Raw genomic sequence first — 26,717 nt, 5'->3', positions numbered from 1 at the left:
AGGTGATTAAGCGGCTTGCGGATTACCAAGGATGCTGAGAATTTCCGCAACATCTTTGGTACTCGTTAGCTTATCAATGGCCTCTGGCTCATCGAGTGCGTTAGTAATGGTGGTAATGACCTGAATGTGTTCGTCATTTTTGGCGGCTATGCCAATGACAAGCTTGGCGACATCGTCTTGATCGTCGGTAAACTGGATGCCAGATGGGTACTGACAAATAACGATGCCGGTCTTCTTAACTTTATCCTTGGCTTCAATGGTACCGTGTGGAACTGCGATAGATTCACCTAAGTAGGTCGGAACGAGTTTTTCTCGTTCAAACATTGCGTCTACATATTCAGGTTCGGCGTAGCCCATCTCGACCAGTTTATTGCCAGCAAAGCGAATAGCTTCTTCTTTGTTCGTCGCGTTAAGTCCTAAATGAATGTTTTCTGATGCGATTTGGAAAACGGATGTTGGCTGAGGTTCAAATGTGTCGTCATTGGCCGCCATCAGAGAAACTTTAATTGCTTGCTCGTCATTCGCAGCTTGGCTTTTCTGGGCAGCAAGTAGCTTAGTGACCAGTTGGCTGTACATTTCGCTATCTAAGAAGTTAGTCAGTGAAATATGCTGAGCGTCGGGCGCATGCTTGCGAGCACGATCCGTTAAATCTTTATGAGTAATCACGATATCGGCACTCTCTGTTAAGTTGTTGATCGCAAGATTGTTTACGCTGATACTTAGACCTGCATCTTGTACCTTTTTACGTAGCATACTGGCACCCATTGCGCTGGAACCCATCCCTGCATCACAGGCTACGATAATGCTTTTAACATCCGCTAAGTCTATATTGCTTTCGTTTTGAGCACTTACTGAACTGTTTGACTTAGTGGCCGACTTCATGTCTTTCATTTGTGATGTTGCTTTTTCAAGTGCTGCTTCATCCCCGTCTTCTTCTGACGTTGATTGGGTTTTCATCAACAAAGCAGCAACTGTAAACGAAACACCTGTTGCGGCAGCAATAGACGCAAGAACCCCGACGATAGATGCTTTTTGAGTCATGAGTAAGATAGCGAAAATTGAACCTGGTGATGCTGGAGAAACAATACCCGCGTTAAACATGACGAGAACAAATACGCCTGTCATGCCGCCCGCGATTGCCGCAAGGATCAAGCGTGGATTCATCAGAATATATGGGAAGTAGATTTCATGAATGCCACCGAAGAAGTGGATGATAGAAGCCCCACCTGCTGTTTGACGAGCAGTTCCTTTACCAAACACCATATAAGCTAAGAGGATGCCCAGCCCCGGCCCTGGGTTTGCTTCAATAAGAAAGAAGATCGATTGACCCATTTCTGAAGCTTGTTGGATCCCGAGTGGAGAAAATATACCGTGGTTGATCGCGTTGTTTAGGAAAAGGATCTTAGCAGGTTCTACAAAAATAGAGGTTAAAGGAAGTAGGTGTGCTGAAACTAGGAAATTAACCCCAGCGGCGAGACCACCAGAAAGTACTTTAACAAATGGTCCAATGAACATGAAAGCAAGCATTGCGCCAAGCATACCAATAATACCTGCTGAGAAGTTGTTGACCAACATCTCAAAGCCACTTTTCACTTTGCCGTCGATGTAGTTATCGAATTTTTTGATTGCCCAGCCACCTAGAGGACCGACCATCATGGCACCCATGAACATAGGTATATCGGTGCCCACAATCACACCCATAGTGGTGATTGCACCAACAACCGCACCTCGTTCGCCACCGACAAGTTTACCGCCGGTATAACCGATTAACAGTGGCAATAGGTAGGTAATCATTGGGCCGACCATAGACGCTAATGTCTCGTTGGGTAGCCAGCCTGTTGGAATGAATAGAGCAGTAATAAAACCCCACGCGATAAACGCGCCGATATTGGGCATTACCATATTAGACAGAAAACGACCAAAATTTTGTATCTTGATCTTAGCGTCTGGTGATATCATAACAGTTCCCCGTTCGATGTTCTGATGAATATTGTAGTAGTACGGTTCGCCAAAACCGCTTGATTGCTTAGTACCCAATCAATTTACCACACAAATTCATTTTGGAACTGACGACGGGTTTTTTGTGACATCATGCAAACAATCCTGCCAATAACGCTTTCTTATGGCGATCTCTATCAAGTAATTGGCGTGTAATTTTCATACAAATTGTCAATAATTCATATTTCAATAAAAATCACATGATCATAATCACGTTTCATTATTTTTTATTGGTTGGGTTTGCGTGACTTAAGTCACTAATTATTGGCGTTTAATTATCGAATATTATATTTTTGTGATCTTTATCTGATTTATAAGATGGGTGATCTTTACTTTTAATGTGATATAAGTCTCATTTTTGCTTTGATGAAATAAAGCAACAGTAAGTTCTAGAGGAAAACGGCAGGTTTTTGATGTGCTTTCAAATGGGTGGCAAGCACATTTTACCACCCATAAAAGGCTTAATTGCTATCTAGATAAGCTTTGGAAGAAATATTGGTCCAAGCACGCACCTTAGTCAGGTACTGTTTCTGAGAGCTGATGATCTCCTTTGCTAGTTCATCTTTGTTCGCTAGCTCTTCTAACAGTTCTTGAGTCGCGGTTTGCATTGCGCTGAGCACTTCCGGTGGAAAATCTCGAACTTTAATGTTGGGATATTCAGCGCTCATGCTCGCCCAGCTGTTGGCATTAGCATCGAGTGCCTGTGTGTACATATCAAATGCCGCTACCCTAAAAGCTGTTTTTAAGATCGATTGAAGATCTTTAGGTAGTCTGTCCCACGTTTTTTTGTTGACTAGGAATTGAGTTTCAGAGCCAGGCTCGTGCCACGCTGTGTAATAGTAGGGGGCGATTTTTTGAAAACCCATACGTAAATCGAAAGCAGGACCTACCCATTCAAGCGCATCAATTGTACCTCGTTCAAGCGAGGTATACAGTTCGCCAGGCGCTATATTGGTTGGTTTTGCTCCAACTTTGGCCATTACTTCACCGGCAAATCCAGGAATACGAATTTTTAGACCTTTGAGATCTTCAACGGAGTTGATCTCTTTTTTGAACCAACCACCCATCTGGATATCGGAGTTGCCACCAGGAAACGAAAGCAAGTTATGCGGTGCGTAGACTTTTTCCATCAACTCCATACCACCACCACGATAAAACCAAGCGTATTGTTCGGTCGTGATCATCCCGAAGGGCATGGAAGAGAAATACAGTGTGTTAGGTACTTTACCTTTCCAATAATACGAACTGGAGTGCCCAAGGTCGTACTGACCCGACTTTACCATATCGAAAATGCCCAATGGCGCTTTGTGCTTATTGGCAGAGTCAATGCGAATCTTAAGCCGACCGTTAGACATCTCCTCTGCTAACTGAGCCATGTTCTTGGTGGCATCACCTAGAATTGGAGTATTTGGTCCCCAAGTTTCAGCTAGCTTGAGTCGATAGACTTTTTCTGCGGCGAAACTGGTGACAGACGCTAAACCTAATACCAACGCGATGGCGGCAGTAACTGTAGAGCGAATGGTTTTATGAGATGGCATCATGATGGAGGTTACTTCCTTGTTATTGTGATTATCTTTACCTCTAGATTTCAGTTAGATGATAGTTCCGTCAATGGATTTTTAATTGGTATAATTTTGTTCCATCGATACAAACCTCGTTTTTTCAGCAGCTGTGAAAGATTGTTGCTTTGTTACTGAGTTAAGGTGTGAAAGATCGCTTCGAAATTTATTTTAAATCAAGTGAATTCTCTGGATAGCAAAAGTGCTGCGTAAGTCACGCAGCACTTTTGCGGTTGTTAAATCTAGTTAAGGTGCGTGGTGAGCTAGGTACTGCTGGGCTTGAGAAGTGCCCATGTAACGGGCTAGTGTTTTGACAGGTACTTGCTGAAGATCAACCATGATCAACCCATCCAATGCATTATTAAAAGATGTGTCGACATTGAATGACACTAACTTACCATTAAGACTTAAGTATTGACGCAACAATACAGGAACCCCTTTGCCATCATCAATACGTGCAATAACTCGAGACAATAGATGGAGATCGCCCAACGCGGTCAGCATGCTAGTATTCCAGTTTTTGGGTTGAACTGGCAGAGGATTCGTTGGTGTCACATATTCGGCTTTCTTTGAGTCGTAATGATGGAGAGTCATGGTATCCGCAAGCAGTTGTCTAGCTTGCTCACTATAGTCGTTGCTGATACTGACAGGGCCAAATAAATGCGTATAGCTTGGGTTGCGGTGGACGAAAGTTGCGATCCCTTTCCAGAGCAATAGCAGAGCCCCCATACTTTTCTGATAAGGCTCATCAATCACCGATCGACCCATTTCAATCGATTTGCCCATGGTGTTGAGAAAGTCTTCGCCATAATGGAAAAGAGTTCTCGAATAGAGCCCGGACAGTCCCTTGTGCTGCATAAGCTCATCGACTAATCCAAGGCGATAGGCGCCAACTAGGCATTCATTATCTCTATCCCAGATAAACAGATGCTTGTAGTAACGATCAAATTCGTCGATGTCTAAAGCAAGCCCTGTGCCTTCACCTACTTTACGGAAGTTATTCTCTCTCAGCCTGCCTATTTCATGCAGTAATGAAGGGATATGTTCGGCGTCAGTGCAATAGACGTCAAACTCACCACTGGTCAACAAGTGATGTTCAGCTGGTAGCTTGGTAAGATCCATTTTAAGGTCTTGAACAGGTAAAGCATGTGCGACAGGTAAAGGGTTGGACTCCAACTCTTCAGTGTTTTCAGCACTTAAGGTTTTGTTTTGTAATAAGTAGGTATTAAGGCGAAGATAGTTGACAGTTTGCGCGTCTGTTAGGCCGTTCACTTCTTTAAATTTGATTGCCGAACCGATGGATATATTGATTGGCCGCTGGTTTTTATTGAGTAGTTCGCGGCCAAGCATTAAGGTTCTAAGTAGTGGGTGGACTTTACCAGCCATATAGAAGCGCTTGGAGTTTTGACCATCGATAAACATTGGTATGGTACTCGCTCTGGCCTTACGTACTAAGCTGCTCACCGAGCGGCTCCATTCTTTATCTTCAATACGTTGAGTCTTCCGATCAACCAGTTGAGAGACTTCTCCAGCGGGGAAAAGGAGTAATAGCCCACCTTGATCTAAATGTTGGTGAGCCTGTCGAAGTGCTTTCAGGTTCGCTTTGTGGGCGTTCTGGCCTTCAAATACATCGACACCTATAAACAGTTTATCCAACTCAGGGACGGTTTTTAAATACCGGTTTGCCAATATCTGTACATCGTCTCTGACATGCAGCAGTAGCTCAGCCAAGATTACCCCTTCAACGCAGCCAAGAGGATGGTTGGCGACGACCACAGTTGCTCCTTGGGTAGGAATATGCGTCAAAGAGCCTTTAATTACCTGATAATCAATACCGAGGATCTCTAGGGTAAATCGAAGAAATGCTTTGCTATCACAGCCTGCTGGCCTTTGTGCGTAATACTGATCAAGCTTATGCAGACCAGTGGCCCACTCGGCTAAGTTTTCTCCCAAACCAAAAGGTGTCTTACGTGGTAAACGAAAAGGGCTCGAAACTTCCATACTGTCCTCGGTTCTACGATTGGCAAACAGAGGTTAGTTCGGTTTGATTGCAATTTGAGGTCAGAAGAATGAGAGATTTATGAATGAGCTATGACGCTTTAATGATCAAAGAATAAATGGTGGCGCACTACTAATTTCAGGTGTAACAGTGGAAGCTTACTCGAACGAATCAAACGATTGGTCGCAAAAACATAGGTAATGTTTGCCCGTGTTGGTGATCTACTGCTAGGTTGAAATAGGTATGTAAAGGCTTATTACTGGTAAAGCGCGGCACAAGACTTCGCTCAATGCTAGTAATAGTAGAGCCAATAGACCTTCGACTTGCTGCACTGGAATAAACGGGAACCAAGGGGTTCCCGTTAACTTGTTTTAAACGATTATTTAGTCCGGTGAACTGCCATGTGGGCTAATGCGACGAGCGCTTCTTTATACTGAGACTCTGGCAGTACTTTCAGTTCTGCTATAGCCTTGTCCGCTTCTTGATAAGCTTTTTCGCGGGTATATTTCAGAGCGCCCGTTTGTTCCATCGCTTCCATGATGGCTGAAAGTTTCTCCATACCGTTCGACTTCTCAATGGCTTCACGAATCATGCTGGTTTGTTCTGGCGAACCGTGGAGCATTGCGTAAAGTAGCGGTAGGGTAGGTTTACCTTCAGCTAAGTCATCACCGACATTTTTACCCATGTCTTCACCGTCAGAGGTATAATCCATCACGTCATCAATCAGTTGGAAAGCCGTCCCTAGGTACTTGCCGTAATTCTGTAAGGCAAACTCCATATCAGCAGGGGCTTCATTGAGAATAGCCCCTATTTGTGTTGCGGCTTCAAACAATCGAGCCGTTTTTGAGTAAATAACCTGCATGTAGCTTTCTTCAGTCGTATCTGGATCATTGCAGTTCATGAGCTGTTGGACTTCGCCTTCGGCGATAACGTTGACTGAATCACTCATTAGTTTGAGGATCTTCATTGATCCTAGCTCTGTCATCATCTGAAAAGAGCGTGTGTAAATAAAATCACCAACCAAAACGCTGGCAGCATTCCCGAAAGCGGCATTGGCTGTAGCTTTGCCCCTGCGCATATGTGACTCATCAACCACATCGTCATGAAGTAATGTGGCAGTATGAATAAACTCAATAAACGCAGCCGCTGTCGTATGCGCTTGGCCCTGATAACCCAGAGCACGAGCAGATAATACGGCTAAAAGAGGACGTATACGTTTACCACCACCACTAACGATGTAAAAACCTAATTGGTTGATTAAAGATACGTCAGAGTTGAGTTGAGCGTGAATCGTTTCATTCACTTTTGCCATGTCGTCGGCAGTTAGAGCTTGGATAGCTTTAAAATCCATTGTAAATCCGGCTGAAGTTAGAACTAGTAAGGTCTTCTTATCTGACTTTATTGCTGAATAATACACTAAAAAACGTTGATAAATACATGGCTAAAGGGCATGATTGCGGCACTTTTATCTGGCGATTAGCTTTTCGCCAATTTTTTCAAAATATGGCTTGTCATAGGGACATCTCTTCTGTAGAATCTGCGCCCTATTGATGATTAGTTTAGCGCACACCCATGATGCTCAATAAACAAGCATAAGGCTGTGCGGAAAAAGCGGAGTAAGATATGTACGCTGTTTTCCAATCTGGTGGTAAACAACACCGTGTAAGCGAAGGTCAAACTCTTCGTTTAGAGAAATTAGACGTAGAAACTGGTGCAACTGTAGAATTCGATAAAGTTCTTCTTGTTGCTAACGGCGAAGACGTTCAAGTTGGCGCTCCTCTAGTAGAGGGCGGCAAAGTAGTTGCTGAAGTTGTACAACACGGTCGTGGCGACAAAGTTAAAGTCGTTAAGTTCCGTCGTCGTAAGCACTCTCGTAAGCAACAGGGTCACCGTCAGTGGTTCACTGAAGTGAAGATCACTGGTATCAACGCTTAATTTATTAGGAGAGTTTAACAATGGCACACAAAAAAGCTGGTGGTTCTACTCGTAACGGCCGCGATTCAGAAAGCAAACGTCTAGGTGTTAAGCGTTTCGGTGGTGAGTCTGTTCTTGCAGGTAACATCATTGTTCGTCAACGTGGTACAAAGTTCCACGCTGGTACTAACGTTGGTATCGGTAAAGACCACACTCTATTCGCTCTTACTGAAGGTAAAGTGAAGTTCGAAGTGAAAGGTCCTAAGAACCGTAAATTCGTAAGCATCGAAGCTGAGTAATTCTCACTGAGATTAAGAATTTAGGCTTCTAGCTGAATTCAAAAGCCCTGCCGATTCGGCGGGGTTTTTTATTTGCAGCAAGCTGGAATCGATACTAAGGCACTTTGTAAAAAGTCCCTCATTATATGTTCCTGAGTGGCAGAACGATCTGGGATTTTAGGTGATCGATCTGAAATTGGGATCTGCTAGAATTTATATCATTCACATCCCGAAACAGGGGCAGTGAGATGATATTTGCAACGCAACTACGATAAGTAGTAATTGGGCGGAGTAAGAGATGAAATTCGTTGATGAAGCGGTAGTTAAAGTTCAAGCCGGAGATGGCGGCAACGGTGTAGTGAGTTTCTGGAGAGAGAAATTCGTTGCGAAAGGTGGCCCAGATGGTGGTGACGGTGGTGATGGTGGCGACGTCTATATCCAAGCTGATGAAAACCTTAATACCCTGATTGACTATCGTTTTCAGCGCTTCTACGAAGCGGAGCGCGGAGAAAATGGGCGCGGTGGTAATTGTACAGGTAAACGAGGGAAAGATAAGGTGCTGCGTGTACCTGTCGGAACTCGTGCTGTGGATATTCACACTAATGAAATCGTGGCGGAAGTCGCAGAGCATGGCAAAAAAATCATGGTCGCAAAAGGTGGCTGGCACGGTTTAGGTAATACGCGTTTTAAGTCGTCGGTCAACCGCGCACCACGTCAAAAAACCTTGGGCACTAAAGGCGAGATCCGTGAAGTTCGCTTAGAGCTATTGTTGCTTGCTGATGTGGGTATGCTTGGTTTACCGAATGCAGGTAAATCAACATTTATTCGCTCGGTGTCAGCTGCTAAGCCAAAAGTAGCTGACTATCCATTTACGACTTTGATCCCTAGCTTAGGTGTAGTTAGTGTCGTACCTGAAAAGAGCTTTGTTGTCGCTGATATTCCTGGATTGATTGAAGGCGCTGCTGATGGTGCTGGTCTCGGTATTCGATTCTTGAAGCATTTAGAACGCTGTCGAGTTCTACTGCATATGATCGACATCATGCCGATTGATCAAAGTGATCCTGTGCAAAATGCGTTAACCATCATTGATGAGCTTGAGCAGTACAGTGAGAAGCTAGCAGATAAGCCGCGTTGGCTTATCTTCAACAAAGTTGACTTAATGCCTGAAGAAGAAGCTAACGAAGTGATCCAAAACATTCTCGACGCTCTAGGTTGGGAAGAGGATTACTACAAGATCTCTGCGGTGAATAAGCAAGGAACCAAAGAGCTTTGTTACAAGTTGGCTGACTTTATGGAGAATCTACCTCGTGAAGAAGAAGAGATCTCTGAAGAAGAGAAAGTTGACTTCATGTGGGATGATTACCATAAAGACGCAATGTCAGGCAAAGACGTCATTACTGAAGACGACGATGACTGGGATGATTGGGACGATGAAGAAGACGATGGGCATGTCGTTTATGTCCGCGAATAATCGTTGAATTGATTGAAAGCCGCAATGTTTAAAGCATTGCGGCTTTTTTGTATTTAAATCAAATCAATTGTCGGCGTGATTCGCCACAATAACAGGCTTCTAAAGGAGTAGGATTGATTTATGGTTTCAAAACAACGCAGTGTTTCTCGCCTTATCGCTCAAGCAGGGCAAATGCTGCTTGCTCACGGAGCAGAGAGCACATTGGTAGGGGATATTACCCGACGTATTGGACTTGCGAGTGGTATGGATGAGGTGGAAGTTTCTTTATCTGCCAGTTCGTTAGTAGTGACGACTGTATATCAGGAGCACTGTATTACCACTGCACGCCGCAGCCCTGATCGTGGAATCAATATGAGGGTCATCACTCAGATACAACGGATTTGTATCATGCTTGAAAGAGGCATCATAGACCATGCCTTGGCTCAGCATAAGCTGGAAAGAATTAATCCCGAACGTTACAACCGTTGGCTAGTCGTAGTGATGATAGGCTTATCTTGTGCTGCATTTAGCCGACTAGCGGGAGGAGATTGGGTGGTCTTTGCTATGACATTTATCGCTTCTTCGATCGGGATGATAGTCAGGCAGGAAATCGGCCATCGCCACTTTAACCCCTTGATGAACTTTGCCGCGACAGCGTTTGTTACAACCGTTGTGTCAGCGCAAGCGGTAATTTATGGGTTAGGTAATTCGCCGTTTTTGGTTATGGCCTCTTCGGTACTTATGCTGGTGCCAGGGTTTCCTTTAATTAATGCTGTCGCGGATATGCTCAAAGGCTATATCAATATGGGCATTGCTCGCTTTGTTATGGCAAGCCTGCTTACCTTGGCAACCTGCCTTGGTATCGTCGCGGCCATGAGCCTAGTTGGTGTCTGGGGGTGGGTGTTGTGATGTGGTTTGATTTATTGGTTGCTTTGCTCAACGACATGCTGTTTGCCGCGATTCCCGCTGTGGGGTTTGCTTTAGTCTTTAATGTTCCCCAAAAAGCCTTGGTCTATTGTGCAATCGGGGGAGCAATTGGGCATGGTTCACGCTACTTGATGATGCATTTTGGCATCACTATCGAATGGGCTACTTTTTTTGCCGCGATGTTGGTTAGTATTATTGGTATCCATTGGTCTCATCGCTTTCTCGCTCATCCTAAAGTGTTTACGGTAGCCGCGTTGATTCCTATGGTCCCAGGTGTATTTGCTTTTAGGGCAATGATAGCCTTAGTGGAGCTCAATCATAGAGGATACAGCCATGAGTTAGTGGCCATGTTGGCGGAAAACTTCCTCAAAGCAATGTTTATAATTGCGGGATTAGCGGTTGGCTTAGCCATGCCTGGGTTGCTATTCTATCGCCGGAAATCGATAGTCTGATACGTTTAAAGGAGCATCAGCAATGATCATCAGTATGATCGCCGCCATGGCAAAGGATCGTGTAATTGGTAAAGACAATCAAATGCCATGGCATCTGCCAGCAGATTTTGCTTGGTTCAAACGTTGTACTATGGGCAAGCCTGTTATTATGGGGCGTAAGACGTACGAGTCGATTGGGCGCCCACTTCCAGGTCGTCATAACATTGTGGTCAGCCGTGATGTCAACTTAGCCATCGAGGGTGTCACAACAGTGATCTCTATTGATCATGCTTTAGAGGCTGCTGGTGATGTAGACGAAGTGATGATCATCGGTGGTGGTGCGATTTACAAAGCCTGCCTTCCTCAAGCTGACAAGCTCTACGTGACTTATATAGGCGCCCAAATAGAAGGCGATACTCAATTTCCGCATTGGGGAGATATGTTTGAAGAAACCTATTCTGAAAACTATTTAGCAGATGAAAAAAATGCGTACGATATGCGATTTGTTGTTTTAGAACGACAGGGCTAGCAGATTTGCTAACGGTTTGTGAGCTAGGAGTCGCGGAGTGTTGTTGGCTCTCTAGCTTTCTAGCGCATCTTGGGTAAAAAACGTTTTATCTTCCCATCTCAACATCGTCAGGCTACCACCCCACACACAACCTGTATCTAATCCAATGACATCTTTGCCAGTATAGCCTTCCAAGGCTGCCCAATGGCCGAACAACACTATCTTATTCAGCGGAATACGATTGTTAAGTTTAAACCATGGCGTTAAATGACTATCTTGGACATCTTTTGGTCGCCGCTTACAGGCCATATCTAGCCTTCCATCGGAAAAGCAGAAGCGCATTCTTGTGAAGGCGTTAATGATATATCGGTAGCGCTCAATGCCCTTGAGTTTACCATACCAATAATCTGGCTGATTATCGTACATGTTTTTGATCAGCCAATGCCATTCTTTACTCTGTAAAATGGCTTCGACTTCTCTGGCACTGTTTCTAGCGACATCAAGCGACCACTGCGGTGAAATGCCTGCATGGCACATAATGAATTCATCATGCTCCGCGAGAAGGGGTTGCTGGCGAAGCCAATTGAGTAGCTCCTGTTTGTCGTCAGCATCAAAGATAGGAGCGGTCTTATCCTTGCTCTTAACTTTGTGTACACCTATTGAGACGGCGAGTAAGTGCAGGTCATGATTACCTAAAACGACTTTAGCTGATTGGCCTAAATCTTTAATAAACCGGAGTGTTTCTAACGATTTTGGCCCTCGTGCAACCAGATCACCTGCAACCCAGAGTGTATCAGATTGAGGTTCGAAGCTAGCTTGTTTAAGGAGTAGTTGTAGCTCATCAAAGCAGCCTTGAATATCACCAACAATATAATTGGACACAAAAATTCCTAAGTGATATCAGTTGAGAATATTAGGTAGAGCAAGTCTAAATGGCTCAATTTCGGTGATAAACTCTCGGCCTTTCTCATCAAGAAGAATGTATTGACCTTGCATGACGCCAACGGGAGTTTCTAGAGCGGTACCACTGCTGTAGGTATACTCATCACTACCTGGAATAAAAGGCTGCTGACCTACGACACCATCGCCCTCAACTGTCATTTGTTTGCCATTGGCATCTGTGATTAACCATCGACGACTGATGAGCTTAACGGTTTGATTGCTTAAATTTTTAATAGTTATGATATAGGCAAAGACGTAGCGCTTGGAATCGGGTTGAGATTGTTCCGAAATGTATTTAGTATGAACTTGAACTTTAATACAAGGGTTAGCTTCCATGTAGACTCCTGCGTGCAAGTCAAAAATTTAGAGTTGTAGACCAACAGGTTACAACTCTAATTATATGAAGATTATTTGTGATTTGCGTCTAACCAGTTAGCTAAATCAACGAATTGTTCTAGAGTCAGATTTTCAGGACGCATACCAGGGTTAATACCCAACTGCTCCAGCGTTTCAGCATCGACCAGAGATTTAAAACAGTTGCGAACAGTTTTGCGTCTTTGGTTGAAGCCTTCACGACAAACGCGATCTAACCAATTCAGGCTGGTCGCTGGGTATGGCAGAGTCTCATATGGGACGAGGCGAACAACGGCTGAATCAACTTTTGGTGGTGGGACGAATGCTGTTGGCGGCACTTCTAGCACCGGAACCACTTTACAGTAGTATTGCGCCATTACCGTTAGACGGCCGTAAGCCTTAGTACCAGGACCTGCGGCTAAACGATTCACCACCTCTTTTTGCAGCATAAAGTGCATATCTTGAATATCTTTATGGTATTCAAAGAGGTGAAACATCAAAGGTGTAGAGATGTTGTATGGTAGATTGCCAAAGATGCGTAATTTATTGTTAGGCTTAACCAATTGTGTGAAGTCAAAACGCATGGCGTCGCCTTCATGAATGGTCAGCTTATCCGCAAGTTCAGGATGAGTCCTTAAACGTTCCGCGAGATCTCGGTCAAGTTCAATGACAGTAAACTTATCGACTTCTCGACCTACAGGCTCAGTAATCGCGCCTAGACCAGGACCGATCTCAACCAAGTTTTGACCTGGCTTAGGATTGATGGCAGAGACAATCCCATCAATAATGTATGGGTCGTTCAAGAAGTTTTGACCAAAGCGCTTACGTGCTTTGTGTCCTAAATGGACATCATTTCTCATAGTGTTCTCAAGTTAACTGGTTTTCTTGTCGACAAGCTCAATAGCATGAGCGAGTGCCGTTGTAAAACTTCCTGTGTCTGCATCACCTGTCCCTGCAAGGTCTAATGCCGTACCGTGATCCACGGATGTCCTGATAAATGGGAGGCCCAGAGTAATGTTCACTGAGCGACCGAAACCTTTGTATTTTAGCACCGGAAGAACCTGATCGTGGTACATGCCTAGTACGGCATCCGCCTCGTTGAGATACTTTTCGTTAAAAATCGTATCAGCAGGTAATGGACCGATAAGGTCAACACCGTCTTCATGGCGCAGCTTGTTCAGCGTTGGTGTGATGGTGTCAATCTCTTCCCGACCCAGACAGCCATCCTCTCCTGCATGTGGATTCAATCCACAGACGTATATTTTAGGTGATGAAATAGCAAACTTCTCAACCAAATCCTGATGGAGAATACGTACTATTTTCTTCAGTCTATCTTCGGTTACCGCTTTAGAAACGTAAGCCAATGGAATATGAGTTGTTACCAAGGCAACTCTGAGTCCCTCTGTGGCCAGCATCATAACCACCAATGGTGTATTTGATTTGTCAGCAAAGAACTCAGTATGACCGCTAAACGCGACGCCAGCTCGATTAATTACGCCTTTGTGTACAGGACCAGTGACAATAGCATCAAACTCACCATTCATACAGCCCAAAGCGGCTCTTTCTAGTGTTTCTAATACATAGTGGCCATTTTTCTCATCGAGCTGACCCGCAATCGCAGGGACATTAAGCGCAATATGATCGATAATCAACGAGCCAGCTTGCTGAGGGGTAGGAAGCGCCTCAGCATCATAATCAATAAGTTGTACTTTGATATCGAGTTGTTTAGCGCGTTGCTCCAGCAAATCCTTATCGGCACTGACCACTATTTGATGTGGCCAACTTTGTTTCGAAAGGGCTAAAACTAAATCAGGTCCGATTCCTGCAGGCTCCCCTGCGGTGATCACAATACGTTTAATTGTCATCTTGTCCTTCCTTGACGACTTCTACGAAAGCACTTGCCCTGATTTCTTGCAGCCAAGCACTAGCTTCTTCATTAAATTTACGATTAAAGATAATGCGATAGGCTTTATTCTTGAGCGCTGAATCTGTGCGGTCAACCTCACGGCGCTCCATCACTTCGACAATATGCCAACCATGCACGGTTTTAAATGGTTCGCTTATTTGGCCAACAGGAAGAGTGTCAATTTGATGTTTGAATTCAGGAACGTAGAGGTCTGAAGTCTGGAAACCCAATTCACCTTGTTGTGCTGCTGAGCCCGGGTCTTGGCTATATTGTTGAGCCATTTCACCAAAAGTTGCTTCGCCCAACTGAATACGGCGAGTGATATCGCGTAACTCTTTTTGCACCCCTTCATCGCTGAGGATTACTGTAGGTTTAATCAGAATATGTCGTGCATTGACCTCTGTCACAGCAACCGTTTCTAGGCCTTTCACATCCTCGATTTTTAGAATGTGGAAACCGACACCGCTGCGAAATGGACCGATAACACTGCCTTTGTTCTCTAGGTTGATTTGGTCTGCAAAGATAGTAGGCATTTCTTCTTTGCGCATCCAGCCCCAATCACCACCTTGTAGTGCTTTTGGACCTTTTGAATAAGTATATGCCAAAGTGCTGAAATCAGCACCTTGATTAAGCTCCTTGACGATTTGATTGGCTTTCTCTTCAATTGCTGCCTTGTCATCACCATCATTCACACGAAGTTGGATATGGCCAATTTTGTATTGCACTGTTGCGTTGGTTTCTTTAGCCAACATGTTTGCTAGGTTATCAACTTCAGCCGGCAAAATGTTAATTCGACGGCGAACTAATGCGTTTCGAGCTTCACTAGCAGCAATTTCTTTGCGCACCTGTTCACGGAACTGCGCGTAGCTCAATCCTTCTTTTGCTATAGAATTAGTGAGTTGCTCAAGCGTCTGATTGTTGTTCTCTGCAATTTCTTCGATCGCTTCATTTAGGCGGCTGTCATCGATAAGAACGCCAATACGTTGCGCTTCCTGCTGCTGGATGGTGTCTACTATTAGCTTTTCTGTGACTTGTTCACGCAGAGTCGCGTCAGCAGGTAGCGATTGTTGGTTTTGTTTAGCATTCGCGCGAATAGTTTTGAGAGAAGTCTCTATATCACTTTGCAATACTACGCCACCATTTACAATCACCGCGACTTTGTCCAGTTCGACAGGCTCTGCTTGTACAAAAGAAAACTGGCTGGCTGCAATTAGCCCAAACAAGGTTTGCTTCCAAAGTTTCATAAATTTCCTGTTAAAAGAATGAGCCTGCGAATTTAGACCACAGGCTTTTAAATTAGTTGTTTAAGAAGAACGGGCGACCGTAACCTAAAGAGCTATTAGCCGTATCAGATCCTGTCACGCCGGAGTCAGAGCCGATAGAAGTACCGAATCCGATAATACCGAAATTAAAGCTGAAGTTGTTTTCATATATAGGCTGTACGGGATCAGACAGTAAACCACTGCGCAGTTGATTGCTGTACGAGAAGCCAATATACCAGCAATCTGATCGGTAACTTAGGTTGGTTAGCCATTCCAAATCTTCTTCGGTTGTTAGGTCGTAGAAATATTGGGCACTTGCATACCACTTTCTGGTTAGCTGGTAACCCGCAATTAAGCCTGCCTGAGAAATGCCATCTTTGGTTAGGCTATCTAGAGGCAGGCTGTCTCCTACGGTACTGTCAAGATAACTACGTGTAACGTAGCGATAGTTACCTTGAATGAATCCTCCGGAGAATCGATACTCAAGTGTGCTATTACCGAGCTGAACTTCACTGGTGTCGATATCATATTGGATACCACCATGATAGAAGAGGTAGTCGTCATAGTTGAAGTCCATTTCGACCGCCCATGCAGAGTAATCGGATTTGTTATCTTGATTGGAGATATTGGAATTTTTAGTATCTTTGTCCAAGTAGAAGATTTGTCCGAATGAGATATTCAGGCGTTCTTTATATTGTTCATCAAAAAAGCGAGTGGAAGCGCCATAACTAAACTGGTTAGCTGCGGCAATTCTGTCTACGCCACTGTACTTACGGCTGCGGAACAAACCATAGTAATCGGTTTGAAGGAGCGTCGTATCATAGAGATAAATTTCACTTTGATCTTCTTCAGGCACATACAAATATTGGATCTGAGGTTCCAATGTTTGAGTGTAGCTATCGAACAGAACGGTATCTCTCTCTAAAACGACACCTGCATGGGTCCGAAACTCTGGAATGACTCGTGAGGTTGACTCTTTTAAGTTGTAGCCTTGGCTACTAAAATCACTCAGGTTGAGTCCCCCTAAATCTTGCTGATAGTAGGTCCCTAAAACTCGAGCTTCTGTGGTCCAAGTTCCCCAAGTAGTGCCAACAGGTATTTTTATACCAGGCTCAACATGCACTCGCGTTGCAGACGGTTTAGCGGGATCATCAGTATCAAATTGAGACACATGGCTGATCACATCGAAATCGAGATAGCGCATTAACTCCGGAGAATAATAGTTAAACTCGACTTGAGGTAACAGTCGGTATGGCGTGTTACTGCTGGTGGTTAATACTTGAAAATCTCTAGTTAAAACGGCGGCATCCCATGTTAAAGAACGATAAGTAGCTCTGGCTTCTTGTAGAAGCTGACCATCGGATTTATTGCCTAGGCTTGAGTCAATATTGGAAAAATAGCTAATATCACTGACTTTCGAGTAATCAATTTCAAATTTCCAATTCTCTTGGAAAATACCGCTGTGTTGCCACTGAAATCCCCAACGGTCACCTTGCTCTGGGTACTTTTGATCATCAGGTAAATACTCAGATTTGAGCGTACTATAGCCGAGGTCTGAGAGGTATCTAAATTCGCTGTTGAGCTGGGTGCCTCGCTCCTGCATATACTTTAGAGTGGTCTCTAAGTCGTAGTTTGGTGCCAAGTTCCAGTAAATCGGCACCTGCATTTCAAAGCCATCACTAGAACCGTAAGAAACGGTTGGATATAAGAAACCAGTTTTACGCGTATCACCAATGGGGACGGTCAGAAATGGTAGGTAAAAAACAGGGACGTTTAGTATTTCAAACCGAGGGTTATAGAAGGTGGCTTCCTCTTCGTTTTGATCGATATCGATGCTCGAAGCCTTCATTCGCCAAGATTTGTCACCCTCTGGACAAGAAGTGATCGTGCCATCCTCTATCTCATAGACAGCTTTGCCTGTTTTGGATACATAGACAGCTTCACCGCGACCAGGCTCACACAAGAATTTATAGTTGGTATTCTCTAATGTCACTTGTTCAGTATTTAGATGATTTACGGCTTTGTCTGAGATCGTTTTTAACTCGCCATCGCTGAATGTCACGTTACCCTCAGCGACGACAATATTATCTTGCTGATGAAGAGTGACATTGTCCGCTTTCATGCGTTTTTTGCCTTGTACAACTGTTACGTTACCACTATAGGTCGATTTATCACCATTGATCGCTTCTAAGCTGTCGGCTTCAACGTTAATTGGCAGTTGTTTTGCGTTTTCAGGCTCCTCTTCATTGACCAAGCATTGATCAATAAGGTCTAATGTTTGGCATTCGCCAATGAACGGCATTTCTTGTGACGTGTCCAGAGGGATGTCTTCAGCCTGAGCCTGAGGCATAAGAAAAGCGGCACTAATTGAAGTGGCTAACAAGGTGCGAGGAAAACGTGACATCGAGTTTTACTATCCTGTTTAACTTGATATATCCGGTGAATAGGTGACCGAATGTAAAATAAAACGGTCCCTATAATAAAGGAATTTATAGCTTACGGCACTATCAGACCGCTTTATGAAGAAAAAATTCAGAGATTGAGAACACATAATGCATATTTTCGGCAAAATACTTGGCACTTTTTTTGGTTTCCTCATGGGAGGACCGTTTGGTGCGATATTCGGCCTTTTTTTAGGTCATCAGTTCGATAAAGCACGCAGATTGCGCCAAGCTGGTTTTAACCCTGGCTTCGGTGGTGGCCCCAGCCAAACTGAACGTCAAGAAGAATTTTTTAAAGCTGGTTTCGCCGTGATGGGACATGTAGCGAAAGCTAAAGGACAAGTTACCCGTGAAGAAATTCAGTTAGCGACCACCATGATGGAACGGATGAATTTGCATGGTGAGCTGCGACGTGCAGCACAGAATGCATTTCGTGAGGGTAAGGAAGCCGACTTTCCGTTGGAAAATGTGTTAGAGAGAGTTCGAATTTCTGCTGGGGAGCGATTTGATCTGATGCAGTTCTTCTTAGAATTGCAGATATCGGCAGCGTTCGCAGATGGAGATATTCACCCTAGTGAACGCAGTGTTCTACATAAAGTAGCGAAAGGGTTGGGTTTCTCTTCCGATCAGCTTGAGCAGCGCTTACGCATGCAGGAAGCGGCATTCCGCTTTCAGCAAGGCGGTTTTGGAGGACATTCAAATAATGGTCACTCTCATCAATACGGACGAGGGCAGCAAGCCACTACTGCCGATCAGCTTAGTGATGCGTACAAGCTTTTAGGTGTTGACAGCAATGCCGATACGAAAACACTTAAACGTGCATACCGTAAACTGATGAATGAACATCATCCAGATAAACTGATGGCTAAAGGTCTTCCGCCAGAAATGATGAATGTAGCCAAAGAGAAGGCACAAGAAATCCAAAGTGCCTATGACCTGATCAAAAAAACCAAAGGTTTCTAAAACTAGTTAAGACGAGCAAATAAATCGCCTGATGTGTTTTATCATCAGGCTTTTTTACTTCCTATAGTTCAATCAACAGTGATGTGACAATTGGACCTGCCTGAGGCCTTCATCGAGTATATGCTCTCGTAAATTCTTATAGGACACTGGCCTGCTCATATCACGGACACGATTAAACTTTAATGAATCTGAATGATTAATAAGTATTAATTAAGGGACTTATGCGCGTCTCGAGATTGTAATGTTCTCTCCTTTTGCACACATGCAAAACGGTCCTCCTTTTTATTCAAACAATACGGTTGAGCTAAGTCGTACAACTCAGTAGCTAGCATAGGAAGCTATTGAAATGAGTAAACATTTATTATCAAAATCGCAGTTTCTGATGACCCTTGTAGTCGCAACTGCATTAATGACTGCCAGTGAAGTATATTCTTCTGAACAACAAACAGTGAGTGTGACGGGTGACTATTACGCATTTGGGTTAACTTCCAGTGAAACTCTTTCAGGAAAAGAGGGTACTGCGGCCGCTGGTATCGCTAGGGTAACCATTGATTGGTTGGCTTATCAAGATGAAACTGACCTAGATACAGGTTCATTAAGGTTGAGGGTCGACCATAAACATGATTATACCGAAGATGCTCCGTCTCAGTTTGTTATGGGGAATATCGGTGGTTTTGGTTTAATACAGCCCGCTTTTAGTGATATTGGTTCAAGGCTAACCAATCTATATTGGAAGCATGAATTTAATGCACAAGATACAGAAATGATGGCCGGCTTTTTAGACAGTACGGACTACATTGACACTTACGCGCTTGGCAATCCCTATTCCGGTTTCTCTAACATCCAGTTTAGTACGGGGTCAGGTTCGATTGCTATTCCTGATGAATCGACATTCGGGGTCTCTGTTCGGCACATGATGTCTGAAAACTTTTATGGATATTTAAGCTTCTCTGATGCGAAAGCAGACTCTACCGAGCCGTTTGATGGGGTTGAAAACTTTTTTCGTGACAACCAATATTTTAAGTCGCTGGAAATTGGGTGGGTGCCTAGTAAAGATGCATTTTATATGCAGAACTCTCACTTGACGATTTGGCATAGTGACGGGCCTAAGGAGCAGTCCAGTGAGAACTATGGGGCTAATTGGTCGACCATTTATAAAATGGGCAGTTGGGTGCCTTTCTTTAGAGCTGGAGTCGCAAAAGGGCCAGAAGCCCTCTATAAGTCCTCTGTTGTTGCTGGAACTGGCTATCTCGGGCTGGGCCCCGGAACACTTGGTTTGGCGGTCGGTTGGGCACAACCTAATGCTCCGTTTGATGATACGTTCAACTCTGAACTTTATTATCAAATGAATTTTGGCCCTGTATCGATAGCCCCCAATGCTCAATATCTTAGTCGCCTTCCTTTCAACTCTCAGGTAGATAGTGCTTGGGTATTTGGTATCCGAGGGAACATAAAAGTGAGTATCTAGGCGTTTATTTAACGCTCAGCCACTCAACGAAAACAATATCATGCTGAAGGGAACGCTCATCGTCATATAATGTTTTTATGGTTTTTGTAGCCAAATGGAGATCACACACTATGACGGTTATCAGAGTAGACAGGCGCGCACTGAACGAAGAGGTATCCATTTACCTCTTTAACCAGTATCTCCACTAGAATGCGTTAACTGTTACTGGGTTAAAGTTAGGTTGTTCAAAATAGGATTCTTGATTCTAGTAGCATAAACCTGTTTTGCTATACGGTCGTGAGAAAAGCAAAAGGCCTGAGAAGCGGAATCGCTCTCAGGCCTTTCTTGTTCTTCACCGAACGAAAGTGGTGGCCCCTCGCAGACTTGAACTGCGGACCAATCGATTATGAGTCGACTGCTCTAACCACTGAGCTAAGGGGCCGTTAGGACAAGAATTATAGGGGAAGCCGACTAGGCTGTCTAGACACTTAATAGGGTAAATGCGCTTGGTTTTTATCCACTTAAATCATTTAGATATAAAAAAGGCGAGCACTTGCTCGCCTTTTAATCAAATTGATGGGTTATTCATCCAAGAAACTGCGTAGAGTCTCTGAACGGCTTGGATGGCGCAGCTTACGCAATGCCTTCGCTTCAATTTGACGAATACGCTCGCGAGTAACGTCGAACTGCTTACCTACTTCTTCAAGAGTGTGGTCGGTGTTCATGTCGATACCAAAGCGCATACGCAGTACTTTCGCTTCACGAGGTGTTAAACCTGCAAGAACATCTTTAGTAGCGACTTTAAGACTGCCTGATGTTGCAGAGTCTAGTGGTAGCTCTAGAGTTGTATCTTCGATGAAATCACCTAAGTGCGAATCTTCGTCATCACCGATTGGTGTTTCCATTGAGATTGGCTCTTTAGCAATCTTCAGAACTTTACGGATTTTGTCTTCCGGCATTTGCATGCGTTCTGCAAGTTCTTCCGGCAACGGCTCGCGACCCATCTCCTGAAGCATTTGACGAGAGATACGGTTAAGCTTGTTGATCGTCTCGATCATGTGCACTGGTATACGGATAGTACGAGCTTGGTCTGCAATCGAACGAGTAATTGCCTGACGGATCCACCAAGTTGCGTAAGTCGAGAACTTGTAACCACGTCTGTACTCAAATTTATCAACGGCTTTCATTAGGCCGATGTTACCCTCTTGGATCAGGTCCAAGAACTGTAGACCACGGTTGGTGTATTTCTTCGCGATAGAAATAACCAGACGCAAGTTTGCTTCAACCATCTCTTTCTTCGCACGGCGAGCTTTTGCTTCACCGATAGACATACGGCGGCTGATGTCTTTGATGTTTTGAACTGTGAGTGATGTTTCTTCTTCGATGATCTTTAATTTTGAGATCGAACGACGAATATCTTCTTCACTGCGACGGATCTTTTCTGCATATGGCTTATCAGAAGATAAAATTTCATCCAGCCATGCTTCGCTTGATTCGTTGCCTGTGAAAAGAGTAATGAAAGACTTCTTAGGCATCTTGCCATACTCAACAGATGCCTTCATGATCAGGCGTTCTTGAGTACGTACACGCTCCATTGAGGTGCGCAGTTCTTCAACAAGGTAGTCAAACTGTTTGGGCGTTAGACGGAATTCTTTGAAGACGTCGATGACCATTTCATGAGCAAGTGTCGCTTTCGGGCTCTCGTTTCCATATTCGTTACAAGCAAGCTGGTAGTTTTGGAAAGTGTTACGTAAAGCTGTGAACTTCTCTAGAGCAAGCTCAGGATCGATCCCTGTATCTTCCTCTTCTTCATCGTCTTCTGACTCTTCTGCGTCTTCTTCCTCGGCATCTTCGTCTTCAAGGTCTGCTTCTGCAAGTTCAGAACCGATATGCGTAGCCGTTGGTGCCGTTGTTTCATCTGCGTCCGGATCGACGAAGCCCGTGATAAGGTCAGTTAGGCGAAGTTCTTCGGCCTGTACCTTATCAAACTGCTCAAGAATATAAGGGATAGTTCCTGGATACTCAGCAACAGCGTTTTGAACTTGGTTGATACCATCTTCAATACGCTTTGCAATATCGATCTCACCTTCGCGAGTCAGCAGTTCTACGGTGCCCATTTCGCGCATGTACATACGCACAGGGTCAGTGGTGCGGCCGATTTCATTTTCTACGCTTGAAAGCGCAGCAGCAGCTGCTTCAGCTGCGTCTTCATCGGTGATTGTATCGTCATCGTTCAGTGCAAGATCATCAGCATCCGGAGCAGTTTCTACTACTCTAATACCCATGTCGTTAATCATCTGAATGATATCTTCGACCTGCTCGGAATCTACGATTTCTGCTGGCAGGTGGTCATTTACTTCTGCGTAGGTCAGATAGCCTTGTTCCTTGCCTTTAATGACAAGTTGTTTTAGCTGTGACTGCGGATTTTGATCCATAGACGGTATCCAACTTAGTATCTGGTGAAGGAATTAGTATGCGAGTGCAAACCACACATATTAACAAATTAATTTGTTGCTGACTATTCGAACAGGGTTACGCTTTTAAATCTAGCATTAGTGCTAGCAGCTCCCTTCTTTCTTCGGTTGATAAACCGACACTTCTTTCTTTGGCCTGCAGATTTTCAATTTGTTTTTCGACACACTGAGCAAGTATTTTGTCCAGTGAGTCTAAAAATATATCTTGTTCATTATCTTCGTCGAGTGGGATTTCCCATCCGGCTAAACGAGACATTAGAGCTTCATGGCTCGTATCTCTCCAGTGTTCAGTTAACTGGCCTGTGTTTACATTGGGGTGCTGATGACAATATTCAAGCACCTCGATGAATAAACTTAATCCTGGGACTGGTAAGTCTCTCACACTTGCCAAATCAGGTACCATTTGAGCATAGCTCGGATTCTGAATAAGCAAAGCGATAACCTCACGCATGGGAGTTCGCTTGAGTTCTTTATGCGGTTGAGGCTTGGTTTCACTGACTTTCTTACGTGGTTGACGCAACCTGTTGTCAAACCCAGTGCGTTCATCAAGAAGTTTTTCCAGCAACTCTTGGAAATAGGGGTCTGGTATTTTATTGATCAGGTTACTGGCATGTGCACGCAGTGCGGACTTTCCTTCATTGCTGCCTAAGTTGAGCTGGTTAATTTCGATCAAGTTCTCAAACAGGTAGCGTGATAGAGGAATCGCTTGTTTCATTTGTTGCTCGAAAGCATCTTTACCATGCTTTCGAATATAACTATCGGGATCTTCACCGTCGGGAAGAAACAAAAACTTCAGAGTGTTACCTGTTTTTAGGTATTGTAGCGCATTCTCGAGTGCTCGCCATGCCGCTTCTTTACCTGCTCGGTCACCATCGTAGCAACAAACAACAGTATTGGTTTGACGGAACAAAAGTTGAATATGGTCACCTGTGGTTGATGTACCCAGTGAAGCCACTGAATAGTCAACACCATATTGAGCAAGCGCAACGACGTCCATATAGCCTTCAACAACCAATATCTGTGGAGGTTCACGATAAGCCTGCATGACTTCATATAAGCCATATAACTCTTTACCCTTATGAAATATCGGTGTTTCTGGTGAGTTAAGGTATTTTGGTGTTCCATCCCCAAGGACTCGTCCCCCAAAACCAATCACTCGGCCGCGCCGGTCGCGGATCGGGAACATCACCCGACCACGAAAACGGTCATAGCGGTTCCCTTTTTCATTCTCAATCAGCATACCACCTGAAACAAGCATATCTTGAGCTTGTTTCTGCTGGCCAAAGTTTTTACGGATGAGATCCCATTCATCTGCAACATAGCCAATACAAAACTTCTGAACAATTTCACCCGACAAACCACGACCTTTGAGATAATCGATCGCGACCTTACTGGCGGAAAGTTTGAGTTGTGTTTGATAGAATTGCGCGATCCCAGCCATTAAATCGTAGAGATTGCGTTTTTGCTCGGTGTTTGCTTGAGGCTGATTGGCAGGAAAACGTCCACCTTGACGTTGTTCTCTCGGAACATCAAGACCAACAGAGGAAGCGAGTTCTTCAATGGCTTCAGGAAACTCAAGGCGTTCGTACTCCATCATGAAGTCGATGGCATTGCCGTGTGCCCCACAGCCGAAACAGTGATAAAACTGCTTTTCTTGGCTGACACTAAAAGAAGGCGTTTTTTCGTTGTGGAAAGGGCAGCATGCGCCGTAGTTTTTGCCTTTTTTCTTAAGTTTTACCCGAGCGTCAATGATATCGACGATATCCAGTCGAGCCAGTAGGTCATCAATGAAACTGCGGGGGATGTGTCCTGCCATAAAACCTAACAAAGAAAGAAAAGACTAATCTAGATACAAACAAGCCGTGCGTTCCGGAGGATAGCACGGCTTGTTGCAATTTGGGTTGGGTAATTAACCAAGTTTAGCGCGAACTAAACCACTTACTTTACCCATATCTGCACGCCCTTGAATTTGAGGCTTAAGCACGCCCATTACTTTACCCATGTCTTGCATGCCCGCAGCACCTGAATCAGAAATAGCACTTTCAACAAGTGCAGCCACTTCTTCATCCGTTAGCGGTTGAGGCATGAAGTCCTCAAGTACAGCAATCTCAGCTTGCTCAGCGTCAGCAAGGTCTTGACGACCTGCTGATTCGAATTGAGCGACAGAGTCACGACGTTGTTTAACCATTTTCGTCAGTACAGCGAGAATATCGTCGTCGCCCAGAGTAATCTGTTCGTCAACTTCACGTTGTTTAATGGCGGAAAGAGCTAAACGAATAGTACCAAGACGCAACTTGTTCTTGGCTTTCATCGCTAATTTTTGCTCTTCTTTGAGAGTATCAATCAGAGCCATAACTATAATCCTTTTGGACTTAGTTATTAGTACAGGCGAACGCGACGAGCGTTTTCGCGAGCTAGCTTCTTAGCGTGACGCTTTTGAGCCGCTGCTTTAGCGCGTTTGCGAACTGTAGTTGGCTTTTCGTAGTGCTCACGACGACGCACTTCAGAAAGGATACCTGCTTTTTCGCAAGAGCGTTTGAAACGACGTAGAGCAACGTCGAACGGTTCGTTTTCACGTACTTTAACTACTGGCATATGCCTTTCACCTCAGGGGTTATTCGTTAATGCTGACTTCACAGTACCGAGCTCAAATGCTGGGTCTACAATCAGCTTGATCAAAAATGGTGCGGAATTTTAATCCGATCGCATAGGCTTTGTAAAGCCCTTTTCCGTCTATTCAGTATACAAAATTTGTTTGCGAAGCCAAGCCGAGGTAAGATTGCGTCAATTTTGAATCTGAGATTAAGACACCTAGGTTAAACCATGCGCATTATTGGTATTGAAACCTCATGTGATGAAACAGGCATCGCGATTTATGACGATGAGAAGGGCCTTCTTTCTCATAAGCTATACAGTCAGGTTAAGCTCCATGCCGATTATGGTGGTGTGGTTCCTGAGCTTGCTTCACGAGATCATGTAAAGAAAACGATCCCATTAATCAAATCTGCAATGGCTGAAGCGAACCTGACGCCAAAGGATATTGATGGGGTTGCTTATACTGCAGGTCCGGGCTTGGTTGGGGCGTTACTTGTAGGAGCAACTATCGGTCGTAGCTTGGCGTATGCGTGGGGTGTGCCTGCTGTGCCTGTCCATCATATGGAAGGTCACCTCCTTGCCCCTATGTTGGAAGATAATCCTCCACCTTTTCCATTCGTTGCGGTATTGGTCTCTGGTGGGCATTCCATGATGGTTGAAGTAAACGGCATTGGTGAATATAAGATTCTTGGTGAGTCGATCGATGATGCCGCTGGTGAAGCATTTGATAAAACAGCTAAGCTGATGGGTTTGGATTACCCTGGAGGCCCACTGCTTTCTAAGTTGGCCGAAAAAGGTACGCCAGGGCGCTTTAAATTTCCTCGTCCAATGACGGATAGACCGGGCTTAGATATGAGTTTTTCTGGGCTGAAAACATTCACGGCTAACACCATTGCTGCGAATGGTGACGATGAGCAAACTCGTGCTGATATTGCTCTGGCGTTTGAAGAAGCGGTGTGTGCTACATTAACGATAAAATGTAAGCGAGCGCTAGAGCAAACTGGCTTTAAGCGTATTGTAATTGCGGGTGGTGTGAGTGCTAACCGCCGCCTACGCTCAGACTTGGAGCAGTTAGCAAAGAAAATGGGTGGTGAGGTTTATTACCCTCGCACCGAATTTTGTACTGATAATGGTGCGATGATCGCTTACGCAGGTATGCAACGCTTAAAGAACGGTGAGCTGGCTGATTTATCCGTTCAGGCAACGCCACGTTGGCCTATCGATCAGCTTGAACCCATCGCATAAATGACTTGCTGCAATAAGGCCGCT

The 26,717-nt window shown here is 44.5% G+C and carries 23 protein-coding genes and 1 tRNA gene; 9 read left to right on the top strand and 15 right to left on the bottom strand.

Going from position 1 to position 26,717, the window contains the following annotated elements; all coding sequences use genetic code 11:
- Positions 1-6: 6 nt before the first annotated feature.
- The 4 genes from OH455_RS04495 to ispB form a co-directional block, all read right to left on the bottom strand.
- Complete coding sequence (locus OH455_RS04495) at positions 7-1,959, bottom strand: PTS mannitol transporter subunit IICBA (protein WP_269980501.1); 1,953 nt, start codon at positions 1,957-1,959, stop codon at positions 7-9.
- Between the two features lie 500 nt (positions 1,960-2,459).
- Positions 2,460-3,539, bottom strand: a complete 1,080-nt coding sequence (locus OH455_RS04490) for a TRAP transporter substrate-binding protein (RefSeq protein WP_269980485.1) — start codon at positions 3,537-3,539, stop codon at positions 2,460-2,462.
- Between the two features lie 264 nt (positions 3,540-3,803).
- On the bottom strand, positions 3,804-5,558 hold the full coding sequence (locus OH455_RS04485) for a lysophospholipid acyltransferase family protein (protein WP_269980484.1): 1,755 nt from the start codon (positions 5,556-5,558) through the stop codon (positions 3,804-3,806).
- A gap of 377 nt (positions 5,559-5,935) precedes the next feature.
- Positions 5,936-6,907: an octaprenyl diphosphate synthase gene (ispB, locus tag OH455_RS04480; RefSeq protein ID WP_269980483.1), complete on the bottom strand. Its 972-nt coding sequence runs from the start codon at positions 6,905-6,907 to the stop codon at positions 5,936-5,938.
- A 272-nt stretch (positions 6,908-7,179) separates the two neighbouring features.
- Here ispB and rplU point away from each other — a divergent pair, with 272 nt between their 5' ends.
- From rplU to folA, 6 genes are all read left to right on the top strand, one after another.
- Positions 7,180-7,491 (top strand): 50S ribosomal protein L21, encoded by a 312-nt coding sequence (gene rplU / locus OH455_RS04475; protein ID WP_006958203.1) that lies wholly within the window; start codon positions 7,180-7,182, stop codon positions 7,489-7,491.
- 20 nt (positions 7,492-7,511) lie between these two features.
- Complete coding sequence (gene rpmA, locus OH455_RS04470) at positions 7,512-7,769, top strand: 50S ribosomal protein L27 (RefSeq protein WP_004409945.1); 258 nt, start codon at positions 7,512-7,514, stop codon at positions 7,767-7,769.
- 277 nt (positions 7,770-8,046) lie between these two features.
- The gene (gene cgtA / locus OH455_RS04465) at positions 8,047-9,219 is read left to right on the top strand and encodes an Obg family GTPase CgtA (protein ID WP_006958202.1); all 1,173 of its coding nucleotides are present in this window, start codon (positions 8,047-8,049) and stop codon (positions 9,217-9,219) included.
- 120 nt (positions 9,220-9,339) lie between these two features.
- On the top strand, positions 9,340-10,107 hold the full coding sequence (locus tag OH455_RS04460; protein WP_045977814.1) for a threonine/serine exporter family protein: 768 nt from the start codon (positions 9,340-9,342) through the stop codon (positions 10,105-10,107).
- Positions 10,107-10,577 (top strand): threonine/serine exporter family protein, encoded by a 471-nt coding sequence (locus OH455_RS04455; protein WP_269980482.1) that lies wholly within the window; start codon positions 10,107-10,109, stop codon positions 10,575-10,577. Before OH455_RS04460 ends, OH455_RS04455 begins: the two co-directional genes overlap by 1 nt.
- A 22-nt stretch (positions 10,578-10,599) precedes the next feature.
- Positions 10,600-11,085, top strand: a complete 486-nt coding sequence (folA, locus tag OH455_RS04450; protein WP_269980481.1) for a type 3 dihydrofolate reductase — start codon at positions 10,600-10,602, stop codon at positions 11,083-11,085.
- A gap of 51 nt (positions 11,086-11,136) precedes the next feature.
- Here the strand turns inward: folA and apaH are convergent, their stop codons facing one another.
- From apaH to lptD, 6 genes are all read right to left on the bottom strand, one after another.
- Positions 11,137-11,946, bottom strand: a complete 810-nt coding sequence (gene apaH / locus OH455_RS04445; protein WP_269980480.1) for a bis(5'-nucleosyl)-tetraphosphatase (symmetrical) ApaH — start codon at positions 11,944-11,946, stop codon at positions 11,137-11,139.
- Positions 11,947-11,964: 18 nt separating this feature from the next.
- Positions 11,965-12,342 carry a Co2+/Mg2+ efflux protein ApaG gene (apaG, locus tag OH455_RS04440; protein WP_045977810.1) on the bottom strand — a complete coding sequence of 126 codons (378 nt, stop codon included), beginning with the start codon at positions 12,340-12,342 and terminating at the stop codon, positions 11,965-11,967.
- Between the two features lie 71 nt (positions 12,343-12,413).
- Positions 12,414-13,220, bottom strand: a complete 807-nt coding sequence (rsmA, locus tag OH455_RS04435; RefSeq protein ID WP_269980479.1) for a 16S rRNA (adenine(1518)-N(6)/adenine(1519)-N(6))-dimethyltransferase RsmA — start codon at positions 13,218-13,220, stop codon at positions 12,414-12,416.
- A 12-nt stretch (positions 13,221-13,232) separates the two neighbouring features.
- Positions 13,233-14,225, bottom strand: coding sequence for a 4-hydroxythreonine-4-phosphate dehydrogenase PdxA (gene pdxA / locus OH455_RS04430; protein WP_269980478.1), 993 nt, complete (start codon positions 14,223-14,225; stop codon positions 13,233-13,235).
- Entirely contained in the window at positions 14,215-15,510 is a 1,296-nt protein-coding gene (gene surA / locus OH455_RS04425; RefSeq protein ID WP_269980477.1) for a peptidylprolyl isomerase SurA, read from the bottom strand. Before surA ends, pdxA begins: the two co-directional genes overlap by 11 nt.
- Positions 15,511-15,562: 52 nt before the next feature.
- Positions 15,563-17,932 (bottom strand): LPS assembly protein LptD, encoded by a 2,370-nt coding sequence (gene lptD, locus OH455_RS04420; RefSeq protein WP_269980476.1) that lies wholly within the window; start codon positions 17,930-17,932, stop codon positions 15,563-15,565.
- Positions 17,933-18,080: 148 nt separating this feature from the next.
- Here lptD and djlA point away from each other — a divergent pair, with 148 nt between their 5' ends.
- Together djlA and OH455_RS04410 are read left to right on the top strand one after the other, a co-directional pair.
- Entirely contained in the window at positions 18,081-18,932 is an 852-nt protein-coding gene (djlA, locus tag OH455_RS04415) for a co-chaperone DjlA (protein WP_269980475.1), read from the top strand.
- Positions 18,933-19,278: 346 nt separating this feature from the next.
- Positions 19,279-20,400, top strand: a complete 1,122-nt coding sequence (locus tag OH455_RS04410) for a carbohydrate porin (protein WP_269980474.1) — start codon at positions 19,279-19,281, stop codon at positions 20,398-20,400.
- A 345-nt stretch (positions 20,401-20,745) separates the two neighbouring features.
- Here OH455_RS04410 and OH455_RS04405 read toward each other — a convergent pair.
- From OH455_RS04405 to rpsU, 5 genes are all read right to left on the bottom strand, one after another.
- Positions 20,746-20,821, bottom strand: a tRNA-Ile gene (locus OH455_RS04405).
- Between the two features lie 139 nt (positions 20,822-20,960).
- Positions 20,961-22,814 (bottom strand): RNA polymerase sigma factor RpoD, encoded by a 1,854-nt coding sequence (gene rpoD, locus OH455_RS04400; protein WP_045977803.1) that lies wholly within the window; start codon positions 22,812-22,814, stop codon positions 20,961-20,963.
- Between the two features lie 97 nt (positions 22,815-22,911).
- A complete protein-coding gene (gene dnaG / locus OH455_RS04395; protein WP_269980473.1) occupies positions 22,912-24,669 on the bottom strand; it encodes a DNA primase in 1,758 nt (585 codons plus the stop codon).
- 93 nt (positions 24,670-24,762) lie between these two features.
- Positions 24,763-25,206: a GatB/YqeY domain-containing protein gene (locus OH455_RS04390; protein ID WP_269980472.1), complete on the bottom strand. Its 444-nt coding sequence runs from the start codon at positions 25,204-25,206 to the stop codon at positions 24,763-24,765.
- Positions 25,207-25,232: 26 nt separating this feature from the next.
- A complete protein-coding gene (gene rpsU, locus OH455_RS04385; RefSeq protein WP_001145625.1) occupies positions 25,233-25,448 on the bottom strand; it encodes a 30S ribosomal protein S21 in 216 nt (71 codons plus the stop codon).
- A gap of 228 nt (positions 25,449-25,676) precedes the next feature.
- Between rpsU and tsaD the strand changes: the two genes are divergently transcribed.
- Positions 25,677-26,693 (top strand): tRNA (adenosine(37)-N6)-threonylcarbamoyltransferase complex transferase subunit TsaD, encoded by a 1,017-nt coding sequence (gene tsaD, locus OH455_RS04380; RefSeq protein ID WP_269980471.1) that lies wholly within the window; start codon positions 25,677-25,679, stop codon positions 26,691-26,693.
- The last annotated feature ends 24 nt before the right edge of the window (positions 26,694-26,717 follow it).

The organism is Vibrio sp. T11.5 (genome assembly GCF_027587155.1).
Taxonomy (GTDB): Bacteria; Pseudomonadota; Gammaproteobacteria; order Enterobacterales; family Vibrionaceae; genus Vibrio; species Vibrio neptunius.
Note: the sequence above shows the minus strand (reverse complement) of the source record. Positions and strands in the feature narration are given on the sequence as shown.

What these genes read in the sequence shown, in the direction of transcription:
- OH455_RS04495 (WP_269980501.1), bottom strand. Translation starts at nt 1,959, where the DNA reads ATGATATCACCAGACGCTAAGATCAAGATACAAAATTTTGGTCGTTTT.
- OH455_RS04490 (WP_269980485.1), bottom strand. Translation starts at nt 3,539, where the DNA reads ATGATGCCATCTCATAAAACCATTCGCTCTACAGTTACTGCCGCCATC.
- OH455_RS04485 (WP_269980484.1), bottom strand. Translation starts at nt 5,558, where the DNA reads ATGGAAGTTTCGAGCCCTTTTCGTTTACCACGTAAGACACCTTTTGGT.
- ispB (WP_269980483.1), bottom strand. Translation starts at nt 6,907, where the DNA reads ATGGATTTTAAAGCTATCCAAGCTCTAACTGCCGACGACATGGCAAAA.
- rplU (WP_006958203.1), top strand. Translation starts at nt 7,180, where the DNA reads ATGTACGCTGTTTTCCAATCTGGTGGTAAACAACACCGTGTAAGCGAA.
- rpmA (WP_004409945.1), top strand. Translation starts at nt 7,512, where the DNA reads ATGGCACACAAAAAAGCTGGTGGTTCTACTCGTAACGGCCGCGATTCA.
- cgtA (WP_006958202.1), top strand. Translation starts at nt 8,047, where the DNA reads ATGAAATTCGTTGATGAAGCGGTAGTTAAAGTTCAAGCCGGAGATGGC.
- OH455_RS04460 (WP_045977814.1), top strand. Translation starts at nt 9,340, where the DNA reads ATGGTTTCAAAACAACGCAGTGTTTCTCGCCTTATCGCTCAAGCAGGG.
- OH455_RS04455 (WP_269980482.1), top strand. Translation starts at nt 10,107, where the DNA reads ATGTGGTTTGATTTATTGGTTGCTTTGCTCAACGACATGCTGTTTGCC.
- folA (WP_269980481.1), top strand. Translation starts at nt 10,600, where the DNA reads ATGATCATCAGTATGATCGCCGCCATGGCAAAGGATCGTGTAATTGGT.
- apaG (WP_045977810.1), bottom strand. Translation starts at nt 12,342, where the DNA reads ATGGAAGCTAACCCTTGTATTAAAGTTCAAGTTCATACTAAATACATT.
- rsmA (WP_269980479.1), bottom strand. Translation starts at nt 13,220, where the DNA reads ATGAGAAATGATGTCCATTTAGGACACAAAGCACGTAAGCGCTTTGGT.
- pdxA (WP_269980478.1), bottom strand. Translation starts at nt 14,225, where the DNA reads ATGACAATTAAACGTATTGTGATCACCGCAGGGGAGCCTGCAGGAATC.
- surA (WP_269980477.1), bottom strand. Translation starts at nt 15,510, where the DNA reads ATGAAACTTTGGAAGCAAACCTTGTTTGGGCTAATTGCAGCCAGCCAG.
- lptD (WP_269980476.1), bottom strand. Translation starts at nt 17,932, where the DNA reads ATGTCACGTTTTCCTCGCACCTTGTTAGCCACTTCAATTAGTGCCGCT.
- djlA (WP_269980475.1), top strand. Translation starts at nt 18,081, where the DNA reads ATGCATATTTTCGGCAAAATACTTGGCACTTTTTTTGGTTTCCTCATG.
- OH455_RS04410 (WP_269980474.1), top strand. Translation starts at nt 19,279, where the DNA reads ATGAGTAAACATTTATTATCAAAATCGCAGTTTCTGATGACCCTTGTA.
- rpoD (WP_045977803.1), bottom strand. Translation starts at nt 22,814, where the DNA reads ATGGATCAAAATCCGCAGTCACAGCTAAAACAACTTGTCATTAAAGGC.
- dnaG (WP_269980473.1), bottom strand. Translation starts at nt 24,669, where the DNA reads ATGGCAGGACACATCCCCCGCAGTTTCATTGATGACCTACTGGCTCGA.
- OH455_RS04390 (WP_269980472.1), bottom strand. Translation starts at nt 25,206, where the DNA reads ATGGCTCTGATTGATACTCTCAAAGAAGAGCAAAAATTAGCGATGAAA.
- rpsU (WP_001145625.1), bottom strand. Translation starts at nt 25,448, where the DNA reads ATGCCAGTAGTTAAAGTACGTGAAAACGAACCGTTCGACGTTGCTCTA.
- tsaD (WP_269980471.1), top strand. Translation starts at nt 25,677, where the DNA reads ATGCGCATTATTGGTATTGAAACCTCATGTGATGAAACAGGCATCGCG.